Below are 17,725 nucleotides of genomic sequence, written 5' to 3'. Positions count from 1 at the left end.
GATCGGTTCGGATTTCCTGCGTGATCGACCTGAGGGATTGTCGCTGTGCTTCGCGATCGAGATGCCGGTTCCCTGCGTGCCACCGACGAGGGCAGTTCGGTGGTGTTGGCCGGTTGGGTGGCCCGCCGCCGTGACCACGGCGGGGTGATCTTCATCGATCTGCGCGACGCCAGCGGCGTGGTGCAGGTGGTGTTCCGCTCCGGCGAGGTCGCCGAGCAGGCCCACCGCCTGCGCAACGAGTTCTGCCTGCTGGTGCGCGGCACCGTCGAGGTCCGTCCCGAGGGCAACGGCAACCCCGAGCTGCCGACCGGTGACATCGAGATCTCGGCCACCGGCTTCGAGGTGCTCAGCGAGTCCGCGCCGTTGCCGTTCCAGATCGACGACTCCTCGGCCCAGGTCGGTGAGGAGGCGCGGCTGCGCTACCGCTACCTGGATCTGCGCCGGGCCCGCCCGGCAGCCGCGTTGCGGCTGCGCAGTGCGGTCAACCGCGCCGCCCGCACCGTGCTGGACGACCACGAGTTCGTCGAGATCGAGACGCCGACCCTGACCCGCTCCACGCCGGAGGGGGCGCGGGACTTCCTCGTCCCGGCCCGGCTGCGGCCCGGCAACTGGTACGCGTTGCCGCAGTCCCCGCAGCTGTTCAAGCAGCTGCTGATGGTGGCGGGGATGGAGCGGTACTACCAGATCGCCCGCTGCTACCGCGACGAGGACTTCCGCGCGGACCGCCAGCCGGAGTTCACCCAGCTCGACGTCGAGATGTCCTTCGTGGACCAGGACGACGTGATCGCGCTGGCCGAGGAGATCGTCTCGGCGCTGTGGAAGCTGATCGGGTACCAGATCCCGACCCCGTTGCCGCGCATCACCTTCGCCGACGCGATGGACCGGTACGGCTCCGACAAGCCGGACCTGCGCTGCGATCTCGAGCTGACCGAGCTGACCGGGTACTTCGCCGCCACCCCGTTCCGGGTGTTCCAGGCGCCGTACGTCGGCGCTGTCGTCCAGCCCGGCGGGGCGTCCACCCCGCGTCGTGGTTTCGACGCCTGGCAGGAGTGGGCCAAGCAGCGCGGGCACCGCGGTCTGGCCTACGTGACGGTGACCGCCGGCGAGGACGGCGAGATCGTGCTGGGTGGCCCGGTGGCCAAGAACATCTCCGAGGACGAGCGGGCCGGGCTGGCCGCCGCCGTCGGCGCGAACGTCGGGGACGCCGTGTTCTTCGCGGCCGGTCCGCGCCGTTCGGCCCAGGAACTGCTCGGCGCCGCCCGGCTGGAGATCGCCCGCCGCGGCGGCCTGATCGACGAGTCCGCGTGGGCGTTCTGCTGGGTGGTGGACGCTCCGCTCTTCCAGTCCACCGAGGAGTCCGACGACTTGGCGGTGGGCGGCGGCGCCTGGACGGCCGTGCACCACGCGTTCACCTCGCCCAAGCCCGAGCACGTCGACACCTTCGACACCGATCCGGGCAGCGCGCTGGCCTACGCCTACGACATCGTCTGCAACGGCAACGAGATCGGTGGTGGCTCCATCCGTATCCACCGCCGCGACATCCAGGAGCGGGTGTTCGCGGTGATGGGCCTGGACGAGGCGACCGCCCGGGAGAAGTTCGGGTTCCTGCTCGACGCGTTCACCTTCGGCGCCCCGCCGCACGGCGGCATCGCCTTCGGGTGGGACCGGATCGTCATGCTGCTGGCCGGGGAGGACTCGATCCGCGAGGTCATCGCGTTCCCGAAGTCCGGCGGCGGCTACGACCCGCTGACCGGCGCCCCCGGTCAGATCACCGCCGCGCAGCGCAAGGAGGCCGGGGTCGACACCCCGCCGCCGGCGCCGCGTCCCGCCGGCTGACCCGACGACCCGACGGCGGAGGCCGGGATGCTGCATCTGCGACTGCTGGTCCCGGCTGCGCTGTCCACGGAGGTCATCGCCCTGCTCGAGGGCTGGACGGGTCTGGCTCACCTCAGCGTGGTGACCGGGGCGTCGCGGCTGCCCCTCGGCGACCTCGTGGAGGCCGACGTCGTGCGGGAGTGCGCCGACGACCTGATCGGGGAGCTCGTCGCGCTGGGTCTGGACCGCGACGGCTCCATCGCGGTGGACGCCACCGAGCTCAGCGTGTCGACCCGCGCCGAGCGTGCCGCGGTGCAGGCACCGGGCAACGCGACCGACGCGATGGTCTGGCGAGACCTGGAGGCCCGGGTCGGCCAGGACGCAGAACTCACCGGCACGTTCCTGACCTTCCTGACCATCGCGACCCTGCTGGCCGGCATCGGGATCGTCACGGACTCGGCGATCACGATCGTCGGAGCCATGGTGCTCGGGCCGGAGTTCGGCCCGCTGGCCGCCATCGCGGTGGGGCTCGTCCGACGCCGACCCGCTCTGATGCGGCGGGGCGTGGTCTCCCTGCTGATCGGATTCGCGCTGGCCATGGCGGTGACCGCGGCAGCGGCGTTCGTGGCGGTCCGGACGGAGGTGTTCTTCCCGGAACTGGTGGACCTCAACATCGAGACGGAGTTCATCTACGAGCCGGGATTCCTCTCCTTCGTGGTGGCCGTGCTCGCCGGTGCCGCGGGGATGTTGTCGCTGACCAGCCGGCAGTCCACCGCCCTGGTCGGTGTCTTCATCTCGGTCACCACGGTGCCGGCGGCCGGGTACGTGGCCGTCGGGCTCGTCCTCGACGAGTGGGACAAGGTGGCCGGTTCGGCCGCCCAGCTCGGTATCAACGTGGTCGGCATCGTCGCGTCGGCGGTGACGATGTTGCTCCTCCGTCGCGCCGTGCGACGACGCTCGATCCGTCGGGCCGCCGTCCGGGCCGCCTGACCCGGTCAGCCCGGGGGCGGCCGGGGACATGGCGGCCGGGCCGGCGCCCGGGGTTGCCGCGTGGTGACGATGCTCCCGTCGGGCCCCGGGGAGTTGATCGGGCCGGGGGTCGATGCCCACCATGGCAGCCATGACCAGTGCGCCGTCCGTCCCGCCCACCGACCCGGTTCCGGCCGAACCGGCCTCTCCCCGCTCGGGGTCGGTCCCGGCCGAACCGGAGACCGAGAGCCTCGGTGTGCGGGCCCGCCGCCGGTCCCGGAGCGTGCTGGGCGCGGTGAACAGCCGCACCAAGCCCGACCTGAAGCGGGCCGTGCCGACGCTCCTCATCAGCCTGATCGCCTTCGCGGTGGGGGCGAACCTGGGCGGGGTCCGCAGATCCACCCAGGCCGAGTTCGACCTGTTCGGTTGGCGTTTCGACATCCCCGCGCCCGGGGTGGTGGCCATCGTCATCGCCCTGACCGTCGTCTTCGTGGTGGCCGGCGTGATCGCCGGCCGGTCCATCGCCCGGGAGCTCGGCCGGGTCAGCGAGGCCAGGGCGAACGTGGAGGCCGGCTCGGCGATCCGGCTGATCTGCATGATCCTGGCCTACGTCACGGTCGGCTTCGGGGTGTTGTCCCTGCTCCAGGTCAACCTGGGCAACCTGCTCATCGGCGGCGCGGTCACCGGTGTCGTCGTCGGCATCGCCGCCCAGCAGACGCTGGGCAACTTCTTCGCCGGCCTGGTCCTGCTGTTCGCCCGGCCCTACGTGCCCGGGCAGCGGGTGAAGGTGCGCAGCGGTGCCATGGGCGGGCCCTTCGAGGGCGTCATCGTCGGCGCCGGGATCATGTACACCGTCATCGACACCGACGAGGGGATGGTCAGCATGCCGAATGCCGGCCTGCTCGGCAGCGCCATCGGCCCCGCCCCGGAGCCGAAGCCGGAGGGGGAGACGGTGGCGGACGGTGAGGCCCCGGCCGAAGCCGCCGACCAGCACCGTCCGCCCGTCGACCTGGTGCACCACGGACGGCGCCGCAAGCACGACCACTCCGACTGAGCCGGGCGGCCGGACCGGACCCGGACCGATGACTTCTGCGCCTCGATACGGTCTGACCCGTGTGCGTGCCGCGAGGGCCGCCGGAACGACGGAGGTTCTCAGATGGCGGTGATGACCACCTGCCTGTGGTTCGACGACCAGGCCGAGCAGGCGGCGGAGTTCTACCTGTCGGTGTTCCCGAACTCCGCGATCACCGGGCTGACCCGGCAGGGGCCCGGTGGACACGGCGAGCCGGGCCAGGTGGTGACGGTGACGTTCGACCTGGACGGCCACCCGTTCATGGGGCTGAACGGCGGCCCGATGTTCTCCTTCTCCGAAGCGATCTCCTTCCAGATCCCGTGCGCCGACCAGGCCGAGATCGACCGCTTCTGGGCGGCGCTGACCGCGGACGGTGGGCAGGAGGGCCGGTGCGGTTGGCTCAAGGACCGCTTCGGCGTCTCCTGGCAGGTCATCCCGGCCGACATCGGCGAGCTGCTGGGCGGGGAACCGGCCGCGGCCGGGCGGGCCACCGCCGCCATGATGACCATGGGCAAGTTCGACGTGGCCGCACTGCGGGCCGCCCGCGAGGAGCCGGCCGTCGTCTGACGCGGCGGCATCCACGCCGGGCCGTGCGAGGGGTCAGTCCGGCTGGATCAGGGCACCGGCCGCCTCCACCACGAGGCGGCCGGCATCCCACCGCACCGGCATCGGGTCGGTGAGCGAGCCGACGAACCCGTCCGGGCCGTCGTTGCGGAAGGCGAGCATCACCCAGGCGCCGGTGCGGTCCTGCATCAGCTTGCCGACGTACAGGCGCTCGTCGGTGAGCCGGGTGGCATGGGCGATGTCGAACGGTCCGACGGGCGAGTCCGCACGGGCCGCCCACACCCCGCCCGGCCCGCCCGCCTCCGCGCGGGCGGCGGCGAACTCGGTGGCCAGGCAGTTGAAGATCAACACCCACCGCCCGTCCACCCGGACCAGCTGGAGCACCTCGAGCTGCCCGAAGCCCGTCCCGGGCGCGGTGAGCGGCGGCAGCACGTCCCAGGTGGCCAGATCGGTCGAGCGGGCGTACCCGACGACACCACGATCGTCGACCGCCCCGTGCCGCGCCCGCGCGGTGACGAACATGTGCCAGCCGTCCCCGTGCGGGTCCGCGAACACCCACGGATCGCGGAAGTGTTCGTCCCGCCAGAACGACTGGCCCAGGGTTTCGTACCACCGGGGGTCGGCCCGGAGCAGTGGCCCGGGCTGCTTGTCCCACCGCAGCAGATCGGTGCTGGTGGCCACGCCGATCTGCTGGAGCAGACCGTCGGTGTGCACGGTGGTCCCGGTGTAGAACAGGTGCCACGTGCCGTCGGGCCCGCGCACCACCGACCCCGTCCAGGTGGCGGTGGCGTCGAACTCGCCCGCCTCCCCGTGCACGAGTGCGTCGGCCACCCGCTGCCAGGTGCGCAGGTCGGTGGAGACCGCGTGACCGATGGAGGCCCGCAGGTGTCGTCGGTCCGGGTCGTGCAGGGCCCGGGAGGCGTACAGGAAGAACAGGTGATGGGTGGGTCCGTCCTGGACGGTCCAGAAGTCCCACACCCAGGAGTCGGGAAGCCGGAACACGATCGTCGCCTCTCGTCGTGCGGTGTCTGTCGGGCGGTGCTGGGCGGGCGGTGCTCGCCGCGCGGTGGGCGTCCGCTGCGTGCCGACGGGCCTCACCGTGGTGCCACGGTGACGCCCGTCGACGGGTCCGGTTGCCCGGGGGTCAGCCGGTGTACTTCCAGACGCTCACCCAGTCGATGAGCACGTGCCCGTCCGTGGTGGCTGCGGGCCCGTCCCCGGTGGTGCCCGTCTGCAGCACCCACTGCATGGCCTTGGTCGGCACGTTGTTGGTGACGGTCTGCAGGGTGGTGCCGTCCAGCACGTAGTTGATGCGGCCGGGCAGCCACTCGATGGTCGCGGTGTGCCATCCGGTGAACGCCACTGCGGTGTCCAGGTAGGAGCAGTTCTTCTGCGGGTTGCCCACGCAGTGCGTGTAGGCCCACATCGTGGAGTCCAGACCGCCCTCCGGGTAGTCGATCTCGCCGTCGGCCCACACACCGCTCGACGGCCAGAGCAGACCGGCCATGCCGTACCCGGGCAGGGCGTCGGCCTTGAAGCGCACGGAGTAGCGGCCGTACACCTGACCGGTGACGGTGCCGCCGGAGGTGAGCAGCGGGATGGGTGCGGCGCTCTTGGGTCGGCCGTCGGAGCCGGTGCGCAGGTGCATGTCGAGCACCCCGTCGTGCACCGAGATGATGTCCTGGTCGTAGTCGCCGCGCTGCGAGGTGTCGGTGAACCCGTCGTAGCTCTTCCACTTCGCCCCGTAGACGCCGGGGAACAGACCCTCGCCCTGGGCGACGCCGAAGTCCTCGCTGAAGATCTGGGTGAAGCCCGGCAGGTCGCCCTTGGGCATCGGCTCGCCGCTGGCACCGGCGTCCACGGCGCCGGCCGCGGCGACGGTGAAGGTCTGCGGGGTGCCGAATCGGTACCAGCCGGTGCCGATGCGAGCGCAGCCCAGGTAGGTGTAGGTGCCGGGGACGTAGACCCGGGTGGCGGTGACGACCCGCGGGGTGGGGCTGAGCAGGACGTCGGTCTCCTTGGGGAAGTCCTGGTCGACGCCCCGGGCGTCCTTGACGCAGATCCCCACCTGCGACGCGGTGGCCAGGCGGGTGGCGCTGATCGCGGCGGTGGCGGTGACCTGTGCACCGGACACCGTTGCCGCAAGACCGGTTGCGGAGTAGGTGGTCTGGAAGATCGGGATGATCGGTCCGTTCGGCACGGCGACGGTGAAGCTCTTCCGCTCGCCGACGTCGTACCACCCGCTGCCGATCTTGACGCAGCCCCAGTAGGTGTACGTGCCCGGGTCGAAGGACTTGGTGGCCGTCTCGGCGAAACCGGCCGGGGTCAGGGCGACGGCACTCTCCAGCGGGAAGTTGCGGTTGACGCCGTCGGAGTCCTTGACGCAGATGCCCGCGCTGGCCGCGGTCGTCGGCCGGGTGGCGGTGAGCCGGGCCGTCGCGGTGACCGACTGGCCGCTCACGACGGCCTGGAGGTCGGCGGACCCGTAGCTGGTGGGGCCGGTCGGGGCCGGGGTGGTGGTCGGTGCCGGGCTGGTGGACGGGGCCGGGCTGGTGGAGGGGGCCGGGGTGGTGGAGGGGGCCGGGGTGGTGGAGGGGGCCGGGGTGGTGGAGGGGGCCGGGCTGGTGGACGGTGCCGGGGTGGTGACGGGTGTGGTGGTGACGGGGGCGGCCGCACCGGTGATGGTGAAGGTCTGGCGGGCACCGATGTTGTACCAGCCGCCGTTGATCTTCGCGCAACCCCAGTAGGTGTAGGTCCCGACCGGGAAGCTGCGGCTGAGCGTGGTGCTCCATCCGGCCGGGGTGAGCGTCACAGCGGCGACGCGCGGGAAGTCGCGGTAGGTCCCGGTCGCGTCCTGGGCGCACACCCCGGCCTCGGTGGCGGCGGTGGCCACCGCCGCGGTCAGGGTCACCGAGGCGGTGGCCGCGGTGGCGGTCGTGGTCACCGACAGGGCGGGGGCCGCGTACGCCGGGCCGACGGCAGCTCGGACGGTGCCGAGAGATGGTGCGATGGAGGCCATCTCGGCCGCCTGGGCGGGAGCGGCGGCCAGCACGGCGACGGCAGCCAGACCGGCGGCCAACAGGCTGCCGGCGCGCCGGGAGAAGGCTCGGGACATGGGAGGTCCTTCGGTTGACGGGTGAGGTCGGAGCGGGTTCGCGGAGATCCGCGACGAGGGGGTGCGGTGGGTCCGGCGAGGGCCGGGACGGGACGCGTTCAGGGACCACCGGGGCGTGCGTGACGGACCCGGCGGGAGCACGCTCGGGCCGGACGGCACGGAGCGGGGACACGGGCACGGTCACCCGTTTCAGTGCCGACGGGTGGTCTCCGGCAGCGGGGCGATCGGATCGCTGCGTCGGCCGGAAGTGGTGTGCTGCACCGGACGTTAACAGTGCTCCCGCCGGCACGGCAGGGGATCGACGCGGATCCACCCGCCCGGAAGAGGACTGCATCCCAACGGGTTCGCGAGTGACGACGTGCGGCGACGGGTACTCACCATCGGCATGCGTGCGCACCCACCGGGCCGTTCCGGGAGTCGGGCTGGGCGGGGGTGTGTCAGCTCAGCGTGAGCGGCCCGGGTCGGCGGTGACCGGGCAGGGCGTCACCGGCCGGCCGGTGTGGCGGCGCCGGCGACGAGGGCCAGCCGGTAGGAGGTCTCGTCGGGAGTGTCGGGTGCCGCGGTCATCACCACGATCTTCAGGGCCGCGTCGCCGTCGGTCAGCACGTCGCAGTCCACCGTCACGGGGCCGACCGACGGATGGTGCACCACCTTGTGGTCCTCGCGGTGCGCCCCCACGGCGCCGGCCGACCACAGCGCGGCGAAATCCGCGTTCCCGGCTCGGAGATCGGCGATCAGGCGGCGCAGCCGGACGCTGTGCGGGTGGCGACCGGTGGCCGAGCGGAGATCGGACACCACGGCCGCCCGCACCGCGGAGTCCGACGTGGAGACCACCGGCCAGTGGGGGGTCACCGGTGGGCGACCCGCGACCGGGAAGTGGAAGCGCGCGAAGTTCCACCGGCCGCCTTCCGATGACGCCGGGTCCCCGAGCAGGGCGGACCATCCGCGGTTCCACCAGACGAGCTCCCAGTCGGCGGCGAAGACCGCGACGGCGACATCCCCGAGACGGTGGAGCACACGGTGCACCCCGGGCGGGATGTGGTCGTCGATCTCGCCGCGGTCGGGGGGCGCGAGCCGGGCCAGCGAGAACAGGTGGTCGCGTTCGGCGGTGCTGAGCTGCAGGGCGCGGGCGAGTGCGGCGACCACCTGCGCGGACGGGGTGGTGGCCCGGCCCTGCTCCAGGCGGACCACGTAGTCGACGGACAACCCGGACAGGTCCGCGAGCTCCTCCCGGCGCAGCCCGGTCGCCCGCCGGGAACGCCCGGGCGGCAGGCCCGCGGCGGCGGGGGACAGGCGGTCCCGCCAGGCCCGCAGGGTGGCGCCCAGCGTGGCCCCCGGAGTGCTGTCACCGGTCATGGGCACCAGTGTCGTCCCGCACCGAGTCCCCGGGGTGGTACTGGACGTCCCCCCGTCGCGCGGTCCCTGTCGGCCGCCCGGACCGGGGTCCACGATGACGGTATGACAACCACTTTCATCACCGGGGCCAACAAGGGCCTGGGCCACGAGACCGCCCGTCGGCTGATCGCCGCCGGCCACACCGTCCTGATCGGCGCCCGCGATCCCCGGGTCGGCGCCGCCGCCGCCGAGGAACTCGGCGCTCGGTTCATCCAGCTCGACGTCACCGACGACGCGTCGGTGGCTGCTGCGGTCGCCGACGTCGAGAGGCACGAGGGAGTCGTCGACGTCCTGGTCAACAACGCCGGCATCGCCGGCAGCGCCGCGTCCCCGACCGACCTGACGGCGGCCGACGTGCAGGCGGTGTTCGACGTCAACGTGCTGGGGATCGTCCGCACGACCACCGCTTTCCTGCCCCTGCTCCACCGTTCGGCCGACCCGGTGATCGTCAACGTGAGCAGCGGCCTGGGCTCGGTCTCCATCACCCGCGACGAAGCCCGCGTGGAGTCCCACGTCGTCGCCCCGGGGTACACCGCGTCCAAGGCGGCGGTGTTCATGTTGACCGCGCAGTACGCCAAGGCGTTCCCCGACATCCGGATCTGTGCCGCTGACCCCGGCTACACCGCCACCGACCTCAACGGGCACAACGGCCCGCAGACCGTCACCGAGGGCACCGATGCGATCGTCGGGCTGGCCACCGAGGGTCCGGGCCACGGCACGGGTCGGTTCGTCGATCGGCACGGGGACCTGCCCTGGGGTTGAGCCGGGCGGGGGTCACCTCCGGGGCGGGCCGGGTTTCCTCACCTCGCCGGCCCGCCCCGCAGCCGGACGGACCGGTGCCGACCGGTCCGCCTCCCGGGCCTGCTCGACGAGCCCGGGTGCGCCGCCGGTCGGTATCCGACCGACCTGCCCCGGGCCCTCCTGGGCGATGCTCACGGCGATGTCGCGCAGTTTGCGGTTGGTCGCCTGAGACGCGGCCACCAGCAGTTGGAAGGCGGCCGGCCCGGACAGCGAGAACCTCTCCATCAACATGCCTTTGGCCTGTCCGATGACGTCCCGGGTGACCAGGGCCGCCTGCAGGTCGCCCAGCTCCTGGGCCCCGACCAGGGCGACGGCGGCATGACTGGCCAGCAGCAGGCCCATCTGCTCGTCGACGGCGTCGAACGCGCCGGGGGCACGGGAGTACAGATTCAGGGCGCCGACGTCCTTGCTACGGACGAACAGCTGGAAGGCCAGCATCGAGCGGATGCCGAGATCGACGGTGCGCTGGGCGAAGTCCGGCCAGCGCGTCTCGGTGGCCAGGTCCGCCGACGACACGGTGGCCTGGTCGGCGATGGCGGACAGGCAGGGGCCCTGCCCGGTCTCGTACTGGACCTCGTCGACGGCGCCCACCAACGGATCGGTGCCCGCGGTCGTCCGGGGGATCCCGTCGACGATCTGCGTGATGCCCGCGAAGTCCGCACCGCGGATGTTGGCGACCGCTGCGTCGACCACGCCCTGCAGCGTCTGCGCCAGATCGGGAAGCTCCTGCAGCGAGCGGGCCATCCGGGAGAGCACCGCGCCGACACCTTCATCGGGGGTGGCCGAAGCCGTGGTGCGACCCCGCTCTTCCGTGGACCTGCCCTGCTCGGCATCCGCCGTCATGTCCTGACCCCTTCCGGCCGTCCGCGGCCCGGGAACGTCGGGGTTGCACCCGGCCGTCCCGCGGCCGCCGGTACCGATGCGGACATTCCCACGCCAGCCGCCGGTGGGCAAGGGGGGCGGTCCAGCAGCCGGACCGGTGCCGCTCCTGGGGACCACCGGCCGGGAGGAACGGCGGTGACCGACGGTCACGATCCAGAGGCATCGGCGGCCCGCGTGGTCCCACCGGGTGTGCTCCGCCCCCGGGGCTCGGGTTTCGGGTCCCGGTGGGCGACAATGCGCGGATGTCGTCCTGTGCCGGTTCGCCGCGGCGGCCGGCGGGATCGGCATGACGACGATCCCGGTGGCCGGCGTCCTCCCCACCCGTGATCCGTCCGGTTCGGCGGTTCGGCCCGATCCGGCCCGCCCGGATGGCGGAACGGCGCCGTCGCCGGACGGGGACCGCCCCGACGCGGTCGAGGGCTACCTGCACCGCGCCGGCGGCTCCCGGTACGCCGAGATGACGGGACCGGACTCGAGCGTCCCGCTCCCGGGTTGGCGGGCCGTGACCGACACCCTGGTCCGGCTGGGTCCGTCCGGGGCCGCCGACCTGGTCGAGGTGGTGGACCGGCTGGTCGAGGACGACGGCGTCACCTACACCCCGCACGACGGCGCAGCCGTCCACGCACCGGCGGTGGGGGAGCACTTCGGGCCGTTGCCCCAGCCCCTCGGCTCCGCCGGATGGCGGCTGGACCCCCTGCCCGTGGTCGTCGACGCGGCCGACTGGGCCATCGTGGAACCGGGCCTGACCCAGCGCTCCCGGCTGCTGGACCTGCTCCTGGTCGACCTCTACGGCCGGCGGCGCACCGTGGCCGAGGGGTTGCTGCCCCCCGAGCTGGTGTTCGAGCACGAGCACTACCTGCGGGCGGCACACGGCATCACCATCCCCGGCGCCCACCAGCTCGTCTTCCACGCCGCCGACGTGGCCCGCGGCCCCGACGGCTCCTTCCAGGTGCTGGCCGACCGCACCCAGACCCCGTCCGGGTCCGGGTACGCGATGGTCGACCGGCGGGTGCTCACCCGGGCCCAGCCCGATCTGCTGCGGACCGCCGCCCCGCGGGGGCTGAGTGCGTTCTTCCACACGATGCGCCTGAGCCTGGCCGCGGTCGCGCCGACGACGGTGGAGGACCCGCGCATCGTCGTGCTCAGTCCCGGCACCCATGCCGAGGCCGCCTTCGACCAGGCCTATCTGGCCTCCCTGCTGGGAGTCCCGCTGGTGGAGAGCGCCGATCTGGTGGTGCGCGGCGGCAGTCTGTGGATGCGGTCGATGGGCCGGCTGGAACCGGTGCACGTGGTCGTCCGCCGGGTCGACGCCGCACTGGCCGATCCGCTCGATCTGCGCCCGGGGTCACCGGTGGGGGTGGTGGGCCTGACCCAGGCCTGCCGGCAGGGCACGGTCACCGTGGTGAACACACTGGGCAGCGGTGTCCTGGAGAACCCGGGCCTGCTGCCGTACCTGCCCGCGCTGTCCCGGTGCCTGCTGGACGAACCGTTGAGCCTGCCGTCGGTGGCCACCTTCTGGTGCGGCGATCCCCGGTCGTTGTCCCATGTGCTCGCCCACCTGGACGACATGGTGGTGCGCCCCACCGGTTCGGGCGCCTGGTCGGTCCCGGCCCGGATGTCCGCCGCGGAGCGGACGGACCTGGTGGGGCGCATCCGGTCCCGGCCGACCCGGTGGGTCGGCCAACGACATGAACCGTGGTCGCAGACCCCGGTGGTCGACGGGAACCGGTTGGCCGCCGCCGAGACCAGCCTGCGCCTGTTCACCGTGGCCGCCGCCGCCGGGTACGCCGCCATGCCCGGCGGACTGGCCCGGGGGGTCGTGCCCGACGGGACCGGGCCCGACGGGGTCGCCGCGCCCGGGTTCGGGGTCGCGAAGGACGTGTGGGTGCAGTCCGGCCTGGCGGATCCGGCCGAGCGCCGCCGGGACCGGGTGTGGCTGCACGAGGGGCCACTGGTCGCCGCGGTGCCCGCGGAGGCGATGTCCTCGCCGCGCGTCCTGGAGGACCTCTTCTGGCTGGGCCGCTACGCCGAGCGGACGGAGGACCTGACCCGGCTCAGCATGGTGGCCCGCGCCCGTGCCGAGGAGTTCGGTTCGCGTTCGGACCATCTGGGTGCCGGGTGCGTCCCGGTGCTGCTGGCCGCGGTGTCCCGGGTCTCCGGGACGACCCCACCGCGGGCCGGGATCGACCCGGTCCGCTGGATCGGTGAGGTGATGGTGCGGCCGCACGAATCCGGTTCGGTGGCCCACTCCCTCGCCGCCCTCCGGGAGAACGCCCGCTCGGTGCGCGATCAGCTCTCCGACGACGCGTGGCTCGTACTGGGTGGGGCGGACCGTGCAGTGGGTGACCTGGCCGCGTCGTCCGCCACCGCCGGCGCCCTGGGCTCGCCGGACGACGACGTGCAGACCGCGCAGGAGGCCCTGCTCGCCGCGCTGCTCGGACTGACCGGCCTGATCGGCGAGAACATGATCCGCGATCCGGGCTGGTACCTGCTGGATCTGGGCCGGCGGCTGGAGCGCGCCCTGCAGGTCACCGCGCTGCTGTCGGCCACCGTGACCACCCGGCGGACCCCCGCCGTCGACTCGGTGCTCGCCGAGTCGGTGCTCGCCGCGGCGGAGTCCGGGGTCACCTACCGGCGGCGCTACCGGGGGCGCATCCAGATCGGCACGGTCCTGGATCTCCTGCTGCTCGACCTGGGCAACCCGCGGTCGGTGGCCTTCCAGATCGCCCAGGCCATCGGCGACCTCGCCGTCCTGCCCGACGCGTCGTCGACCTCGCGACCCCGCCGGCTGCTGGAGGACATCGCCGCACTGCTGCGCCGCTGCCGCCCCGTGGACCTGGAGACCGCCGACGCCGGGGGTGAGCGGGCCGAACTGCGCGACCTGCTGGACCAGATCCACCAGGAGGTCCGTGCCGCCGCCGAAGCCGTCGGTCGGCAGTACTTCTGGCGTCCCCGGCCGATGCGTCCGATGGGAACGCAGTCGCAGCACCGTGGCCCGGACGCGAACGGCCGGGGTCGATGACCGCCGTCGAGTCGGCACCGGTGCGCCGCTACCGGATCCAGCACCGCACGACCTACCGGTACTCCGACGACGTCTCCGTGTCCTTCGGGCGGGCGTTCCTCACCCCGCGGACGCTGCCGCACCAACGATGCCTGGACCACCGGGTCTCGGTGGACCCGGATCCGTCGGACCACTCCACCGGGGTGGACGTGCACGGCAACCGGGCCACGTACTTCTCGGTGACCAGTGCGTACACCCGGCTCGAGGTCACCGGGACGTCCACCGTCGAGGTGAGCGACCCGGTCCGGGACCCGGCGGTGGAGTCCGCCCCCTGGGAGGCCGCCCGCCCGGCGGGGGTGGATCCGCTGGCCGTCGAGTACTGCCTGGATTCCCCCCTCGTCGAGGTGGACGACGCGGTACGGCGGTACGCCGGGGCCACCTTCCTGCCGGGTCGGCCGCTCGGGGAGGCGGTCGACGAGTTGACCCACCGGATCCACTCCGACTTCCGGTACGACCCCCGGGCCTCGTCGGTCACCAGCAACGTGCCCGACCTGCTGGCGAGCCGGGCCGGGGTGTGCCAGGACTTCGCCCATCTCGCGGTCGCCTGTCTCCGATCGGTCGGCCTGGCCGGTCGGTACGTCTCCGGATATCTGGCCACCACCCCGCCCCCGGGCCGGGAACGGATGGTCGGCGTGGACGCGAGCCACGCCTGGGCGGCGGTGCGGGGACCGGACGGGAGCTGGCTGGCCTTCGACCCCACCAACGACCACCGCGCCGGCGACCGGTACACCACGGTGGCCTGGGGGCGCGACTACGGCGATGTCTCCCCCCTGCGGGGCGTGTTGTTCACCCACGCCGAGAAGAGCGAGATGACCGTCTCGGTGGACGTCGCTCCGGAGTAGCCGGCCGATCGACGTGAGAATGGTCGCGTTCGCCGTCCCGCTGCGGGGGATCGGGCCTGACCGGGGACGATCGCCGCCCCCGCGCCGGTAGCGTCAGGCCCGCCACTCGGGTCCGTCCGGTCACCCGACTCCCCGGGCGTATCGAGAGCGAGACCAGCGTGCGCGACTTCGCGTGTCCGAACTGCGGCCAACGGTTGGCTTTCGAGAACTCCCGCTGCCTGAGCTGTGCCCACGACATCGGGTTCGACCTGGCTTCCCGGTCGTTCCTCATCGTCGGGCCCGACGGGTCCACGGCCAGTGTCGACCCCGCCGTCTCGCAGGACCCGCTGGCCGTGGCCGCGCCCCCGCTGCCCGAGTCGCGGCGGTGCGCCAACGTGCACATCGCCGGCTGCAACTGGCTCGTCGCCGCGGACGGCCCCGGTCCGCTGTGCCGGTCCTGCTCGCTGACCCGGACCCGCCCGGGCGCCTCGGCGTCGTTCCAGGCCCACAGCCAGTTCGCCGCGGCCGAGGCGGCCAAGCGGCGGCTGGTCGTCGAGTTGGTCGAGCTCGGCCTGCCCATCACCGACCGGATCGCCGACCCGGACCGGGGTCTGGTCTTCGACCTGTTGTCCAGCGAGCACGAACCGGTGATCACCGGTCACGCCGACGGGGTCATCACCCTGGATCTGGCCGAGGGTGACGACGTGCACCGCGAGCAGTTGCGGGTGTCGATGGACGAGCCGTACCGGACCCTGCTCGGACACTTCCGCCACGAGACCGGCCACTACTACTTCTTCGTGCTGGCCGAGACGGGCCCGGCCCGGAGCGAGTTCGAGAGGCTCTTCGGCGACCCGGACACCGACTACCAGGCCGCCCTGGACCGGCACTACTCGCAGGGCGCCCCGGCCGGCTGGGAGCAGGACTACGTCTCGTCCTACGCCACGATGCACCCGGCGGAGGACTGGGCCGAGACCTTCGCGCACTACCTGCACATCCGCGACACCCTGGACACCGCAGCCGCTTTCGGCATCGCCCCGGCCGGTGCCACCGCCGACCACCCGCTCGCCGGTGACGCCGGGTTCGACCGGATCATCGAGCTGTGGCTGCCGCTGGCCTGGTCGCTGAACATGATCAACCGGTCGATGGGCCACTCGGATCTGTACCCGTTCGTGCTGGCCCCGCACGTGCTGGACAAGATGCGCCTGGTCCACCGCCTCGTGGCGGTGGCCGTCCCCGCCTGAGCACGACCGGGCGGCGAAGTCGGCTCAGCCCGACGCCTGCTCGTAGGCGGCCGCCAAGGTCGGGAGTGGCGCTCCTGCGGTGAGATGGGACATCAGCAGGATGCGGGCCTTGAGGGGGTCGAGCGCCCCGGCCGAGACGACGCCCCTCCCGAGCAGATCCCGCTCGGAGCCGGGGTAGCCCGCCGAGATCCGGTTGAGGTCGCCCGACCCGGTCCGGGAGGCCATCACGACCGGCATCCTGGCCACCAGGTCGTCGATGACGGGCAGCAGTCTGGCCCCCACGTGACCGGCGCCCAGTACTGCGAGCACGAGACCGTCCGCGCCCGAGTCGCCCACCGACCGCAGCAGGCGGTCGTCGTCGTCGAAGCAGTGCTGGACGAGCGGGACCGCGGCCGGGCGGACCTGCTCGGGCCAGACGTACACCGGCGAACGCCGGGTCGGGCGCAGGCCGAGCCGCACCCGGTCCTCCACGACGGATCCGATCGGCCCCGGCGTGGACACGAACGCCCCGGTGGCCGTCGTGTGGGTCTTGCGCACCGCGCGCGCCAGGTGGACGACGTCGTCGAGGACGACGAGCACGCCCAGTCCCACCGCACCGGGGTGCGCCGCGGTGCGGACCGCGGCCAGCAGGTTTGCCTGGCCGTCGCTCCCCGGTCGTCCGGGATTGCGCATGGCGCCGGTCACGACGACGGGGGTGTCCCCGGGCGACAGCAGGTCCAGCAGGTAGGCCGACTCCTCCAGGGTGTCGGTGCCCTGGGTGACGACCACGCCGTCGATGCCGTCGCGCCGGGCCCCGTCGATCCACCGAGCCACCTCCGCGATGTCGGTGGCGCGGAGATCGGCCGACATCCGGGCTCCGGCGACCACGGGCCGGACGTCGGCCACGGTCGCGAGCTCGGGGATCGCGGACACCAGATCGGCGGCCGTCAACGGTGGCCGCGCGCCGTCGGGACGTTCGGCGGGAGTGGTGATCGTCCCGCCGAGCGAGAGCACCGCGATGCGCGGCAGCCCGGACGGGTCGGCCTGCGGGGTCACCGGGTCCCGGCGCCGAACTCGCGGTCGAACGGGTAGCGGGAGTCGGTCGCGAACGGGTACCGGCGTCGGAAGTCGTCGACGATGGACTCGCAGGTGGTGATGCTGACTCCCTCGTGGCCCAGCATGTGCTCGATGAGCCGCTCGATCATGAGGAGCACCTGCGGCCGGCCGGCGACGTCCGGATGCAGGCAGATGGGGAAGGTGGCGTAGTCGTACTCGCGGTACACCCAGTCGAACTGGTCGCGCCACAGGGTCTCGATGTCCCGCGGGTTGGCGAAGCCGTAGCTGTTCGGGCTGCCCTTGACGAACATCATCGGCGGCAGGTCGTCGAGGTACCAGTTGAACGCCAGGCTGACCAGGTCGATCTCGGTCCCGCGGACGAGGGGATGCATCCACTCGGCTGCGGTCTTCGCGTAGTCGATCTTCGTCCAGCTGTCCCCGGTGCGGGCGTAGAACGGCTGGAAGTCGTGCAGCACCTGGGTGCGGTCGTAGGAGATCCCGTTGCGCAGCAACAGGTCCGCCTGGATCGTGGTCATCTCGCCCCAGGGTGCGATGTACCCCTTCGGACCGCGCCCGGTGAGCTGCCGGATGAGCTCGATGGAGCGGTTCAGCACGTCCTCCTCCTGCTGGGGGGACATGTCACGGGGGTTCTCGTGGGAGTACCCGTGGGCGCCCACCTCGTGGCCGCCGGCCACGACGAGCTCCATGCTGCGGGGGAAGGTCTCGATGGAATGGCCGGGGGCGAAGAAGGTGGCCTTGAGGTCGTACCGGTCGAAGAGCTTGACCAGCCGGGGCAGGCCGACGTCACCGGCGAACAGGCCGCGCTGGATGTCCTGCAGACTGTCCTCTCCGCCGTAGGAACCCAGCCAACCGGAGACGGCGTCGACGTCCACGCCGAAACTGACCTTGATGTCCTTGGGCATTGCGCGTCCTCCTGGGTGTGGTGCCCGCGCT

14 protein-coding genes are annotated in these 17,725 nt (G+C 72.7%); 8 read left to right on the top strand and 6 right to left on the bottom strand.

Annotated features, from left to right (window positions below; genetic code table 11):
- Nucleotides 1–45 precede the first annotated feature (45 nt).
- The 4 genes from aspS to J2S58_RS04690 all read left to right on the top strand — a co-directional run bounded on the left by aspS (nt 46) and on the right by J2S58_RS04690 (nt 4,423).
- Nucleotides 46–1,836, top strand: coding sequence for an aspartate--tRNA ligase (aspS, locus tag J2S58_RS04705; RefSeq protein ID WP_205257496.1), 1,791 nt, complete (start codon nt 46–48; stop codon nt 1,834–1,836).
- Nucleotides 1,837–1,863: 27 nt separating this feature from the next.
- Entirely contained in the window at nt 1,864–2,805 is a 942-nt protein-coding gene (locus J2S58_RS04700; RefSeq protein WP_205257495.1) for a DUF389 domain-containing protein, read from the top strand.
- A gap of 130 nt (nt 2,806–2,935) precedes the next feature.
- Nucleotides 2,936–3,838, top strand: coding sequence for a mechanosensitive ion channel family protein (locus tag J2S58_RS04695; protein ID WP_205257494.1), 903 nt, complete (start codon nt 2,936–2,938; stop codon nt 3,836–3,838).
- A gap of 102 nt (nt 3,839–3,940) precedes the next feature.
- Nucleotides 3,941–4,423 (top strand): VOC family protein, encoded by a 483-nt coding sequence (locus J2S58_RS04690; protein WP_205257493.1) that lies wholly within the window; start codon nt 3,941–3,943, stop codon nt 4,421–4,423.
- Between the two features lie 33 nt (nt 4,424–4,456).
- On the opposite strand, the gene J2S58_RS04685 is transcribed toward J2S58_RS04690, so the two are convergent.
- From J2S58_RS04685 to J2S58_RS04675, 3 genes are all read right to left on the bottom strand, one after another.
- On the bottom strand, nt 4,457–5,422 hold the full coding sequence (locus J2S58_RS04685) for a glycoside hydrolase family protein (RefSeq protein ID WP_205257492.1): 966 nt from the start codon (nt 5,420–5,422) through the stop codon (nt 4,457–4,459).
- A 142-nt stretch (nt 5,423–5,564) separates the two neighbouring features.
- Entirely contained in the window at nt 5,565–7,535 is a 1,971-nt protein-coding gene (locus tag J2S58_RS04680; RefSeq protein WP_205257491.1) for a glycoside hydrolase family 16 protein, read from the bottom strand.
- A gap of 483 nt (nt 7,536–8,018) precedes the next feature.
- On the bottom strand, nt 8,019–8,891 hold the full coding sequence (locus J2S58_RS04675) for a helix-turn-helix transcriptional regulator (protein WP_205257490.1): 873 nt from the start codon (nt 8,889–8,891) through the stop codon (nt 8,019–8,021).
- Between the two features lie 102 nt (nt 8,892–8,993).
- Between J2S58_RS04675 and J2S58_RS04670 the strand changes: the two genes are divergently transcribed.
- Nucleotides 8,994–9,692 carry an SDR family NAD(P)-dependent oxidoreductase gene (locus J2S58_RS04670; protein WP_205257489.1) on the top strand — a complete coding sequence of 233 codons (699 nt, stop codon included), beginning with the start codon at nt 8,994–8,996 and terminating at the stop codon, nt 9,690–9,692.
- A gap of 12 nt (nt 9,693–9,704) precedes the next feature.
- Here J2S58_RS04670 and J2S58_RS04665 read toward each other — a convergent pair whose 3' ends face one another.
- Complete coding sequence (locus J2S58_RS04665) at nt 9,705–10,574, bottom strand: GAF and ANTAR domain-containing protein (protein WP_205257488.1); 870 nt, start codon at nt 10,572–10,574, stop codon at nt 9,705–9,707.
- Between the two features lie 325 nt (nt 10,575–10,899).
- Here J2S58_RS04665 and J2S58_RS04660 point away from each other — a divergent pair, with 325 nt between their 5' ends.
- The 3 genes from J2S58_RS04660 (at nt 10,900) to J2S58_RS04650 (ending at nt 15,736) form a co-directional block, all read left to right on the top strand.
- Nucleotides 10,900–13,635 carry a circularly permuted type 2 ATP-grasp protein gene (locus tag J2S58_RS04660; RefSeq protein WP_205257487.1) on the top strand — a complete coding sequence of 912 codons (2,736 nt, stop codon included), beginning with the start codon at nt 10,900–10,902 and terminating at the stop codon, nt 13,633–13,635.
- Complete coding sequence (locus tag J2S58_RS04655; RefSeq protein ID WP_205257486.1) at nt 13,632–14,516, top strand: transglutaminase family protein; 885 nt, start codon at nt 13,632–13,634, stop codon at nt 14,514–14,516. Before J2S58_RS04660 ends, J2S58_RS04655 begins: the two co-directional genes overlap by 4 nt.
- Before the next feature lie 158 nt (nt 14,517–14,674).
- Nucleotides 14,675–15,736, top strand: a complete 1,062-nt coding sequence (locus J2S58_RS04650; protein WP_205257485.1) for a zinc-binding metallopeptidase family protein — start codon at nt 14,675–14,677, stop codon at nt 15,734–15,736.
- A 24-nt stretch (nt 15,737–15,760) separates the two neighbouring features.
- Here J2S58_RS04650 and J2S58_RS04645 read toward each other — a convergent pair whose 3' ends face one another.
- Both J2S58_RS04645 and J2S58_RS04640 read right to left on the bottom strand, forming a co-directional pair.
- Nucleotides 15,761–16,771, bottom strand: a complete 1,011-nt coding sequence (locus J2S58_RS04645; RefSeq protein ID WP_205257484.1) for an asparaginase — start codon at nt 16,769–16,771, stop codon at nt 15,761–15,763.
- Nucleotides 16,768–17,694 carry a polysaccharide deacetylase family protein gene (locus tag J2S58_RS04640; protein WP_205257483.1) on the bottom strand — a complete coding sequence of 309 codons (927 nt, stop codon included), beginning with the start codon at nt 17,692–17,694 and terminating at the stop codon, nt 16,768–16,770. Before J2S58_RS04640 ends, J2S58_RS04645 begins: the two co-directional genes overlap by 4 nt.
- Nucleotides 17,695–17,725: the final 31 nt, after the last annotated feature.

The organism is Nakamurella flavida (assembly GCF_030811475.1).
Taxonomy (GTDB): Bacteria; Actinomycetota; Actinomycetes; order Mycobacteriales; family Nakamurellaceae; genus Nakamurella; species Nakamurella flavida.
Note: the sequence above shows the minus strand (reverse complement) of the source record. Positions and strands in the feature narration are given on the sequence as shown.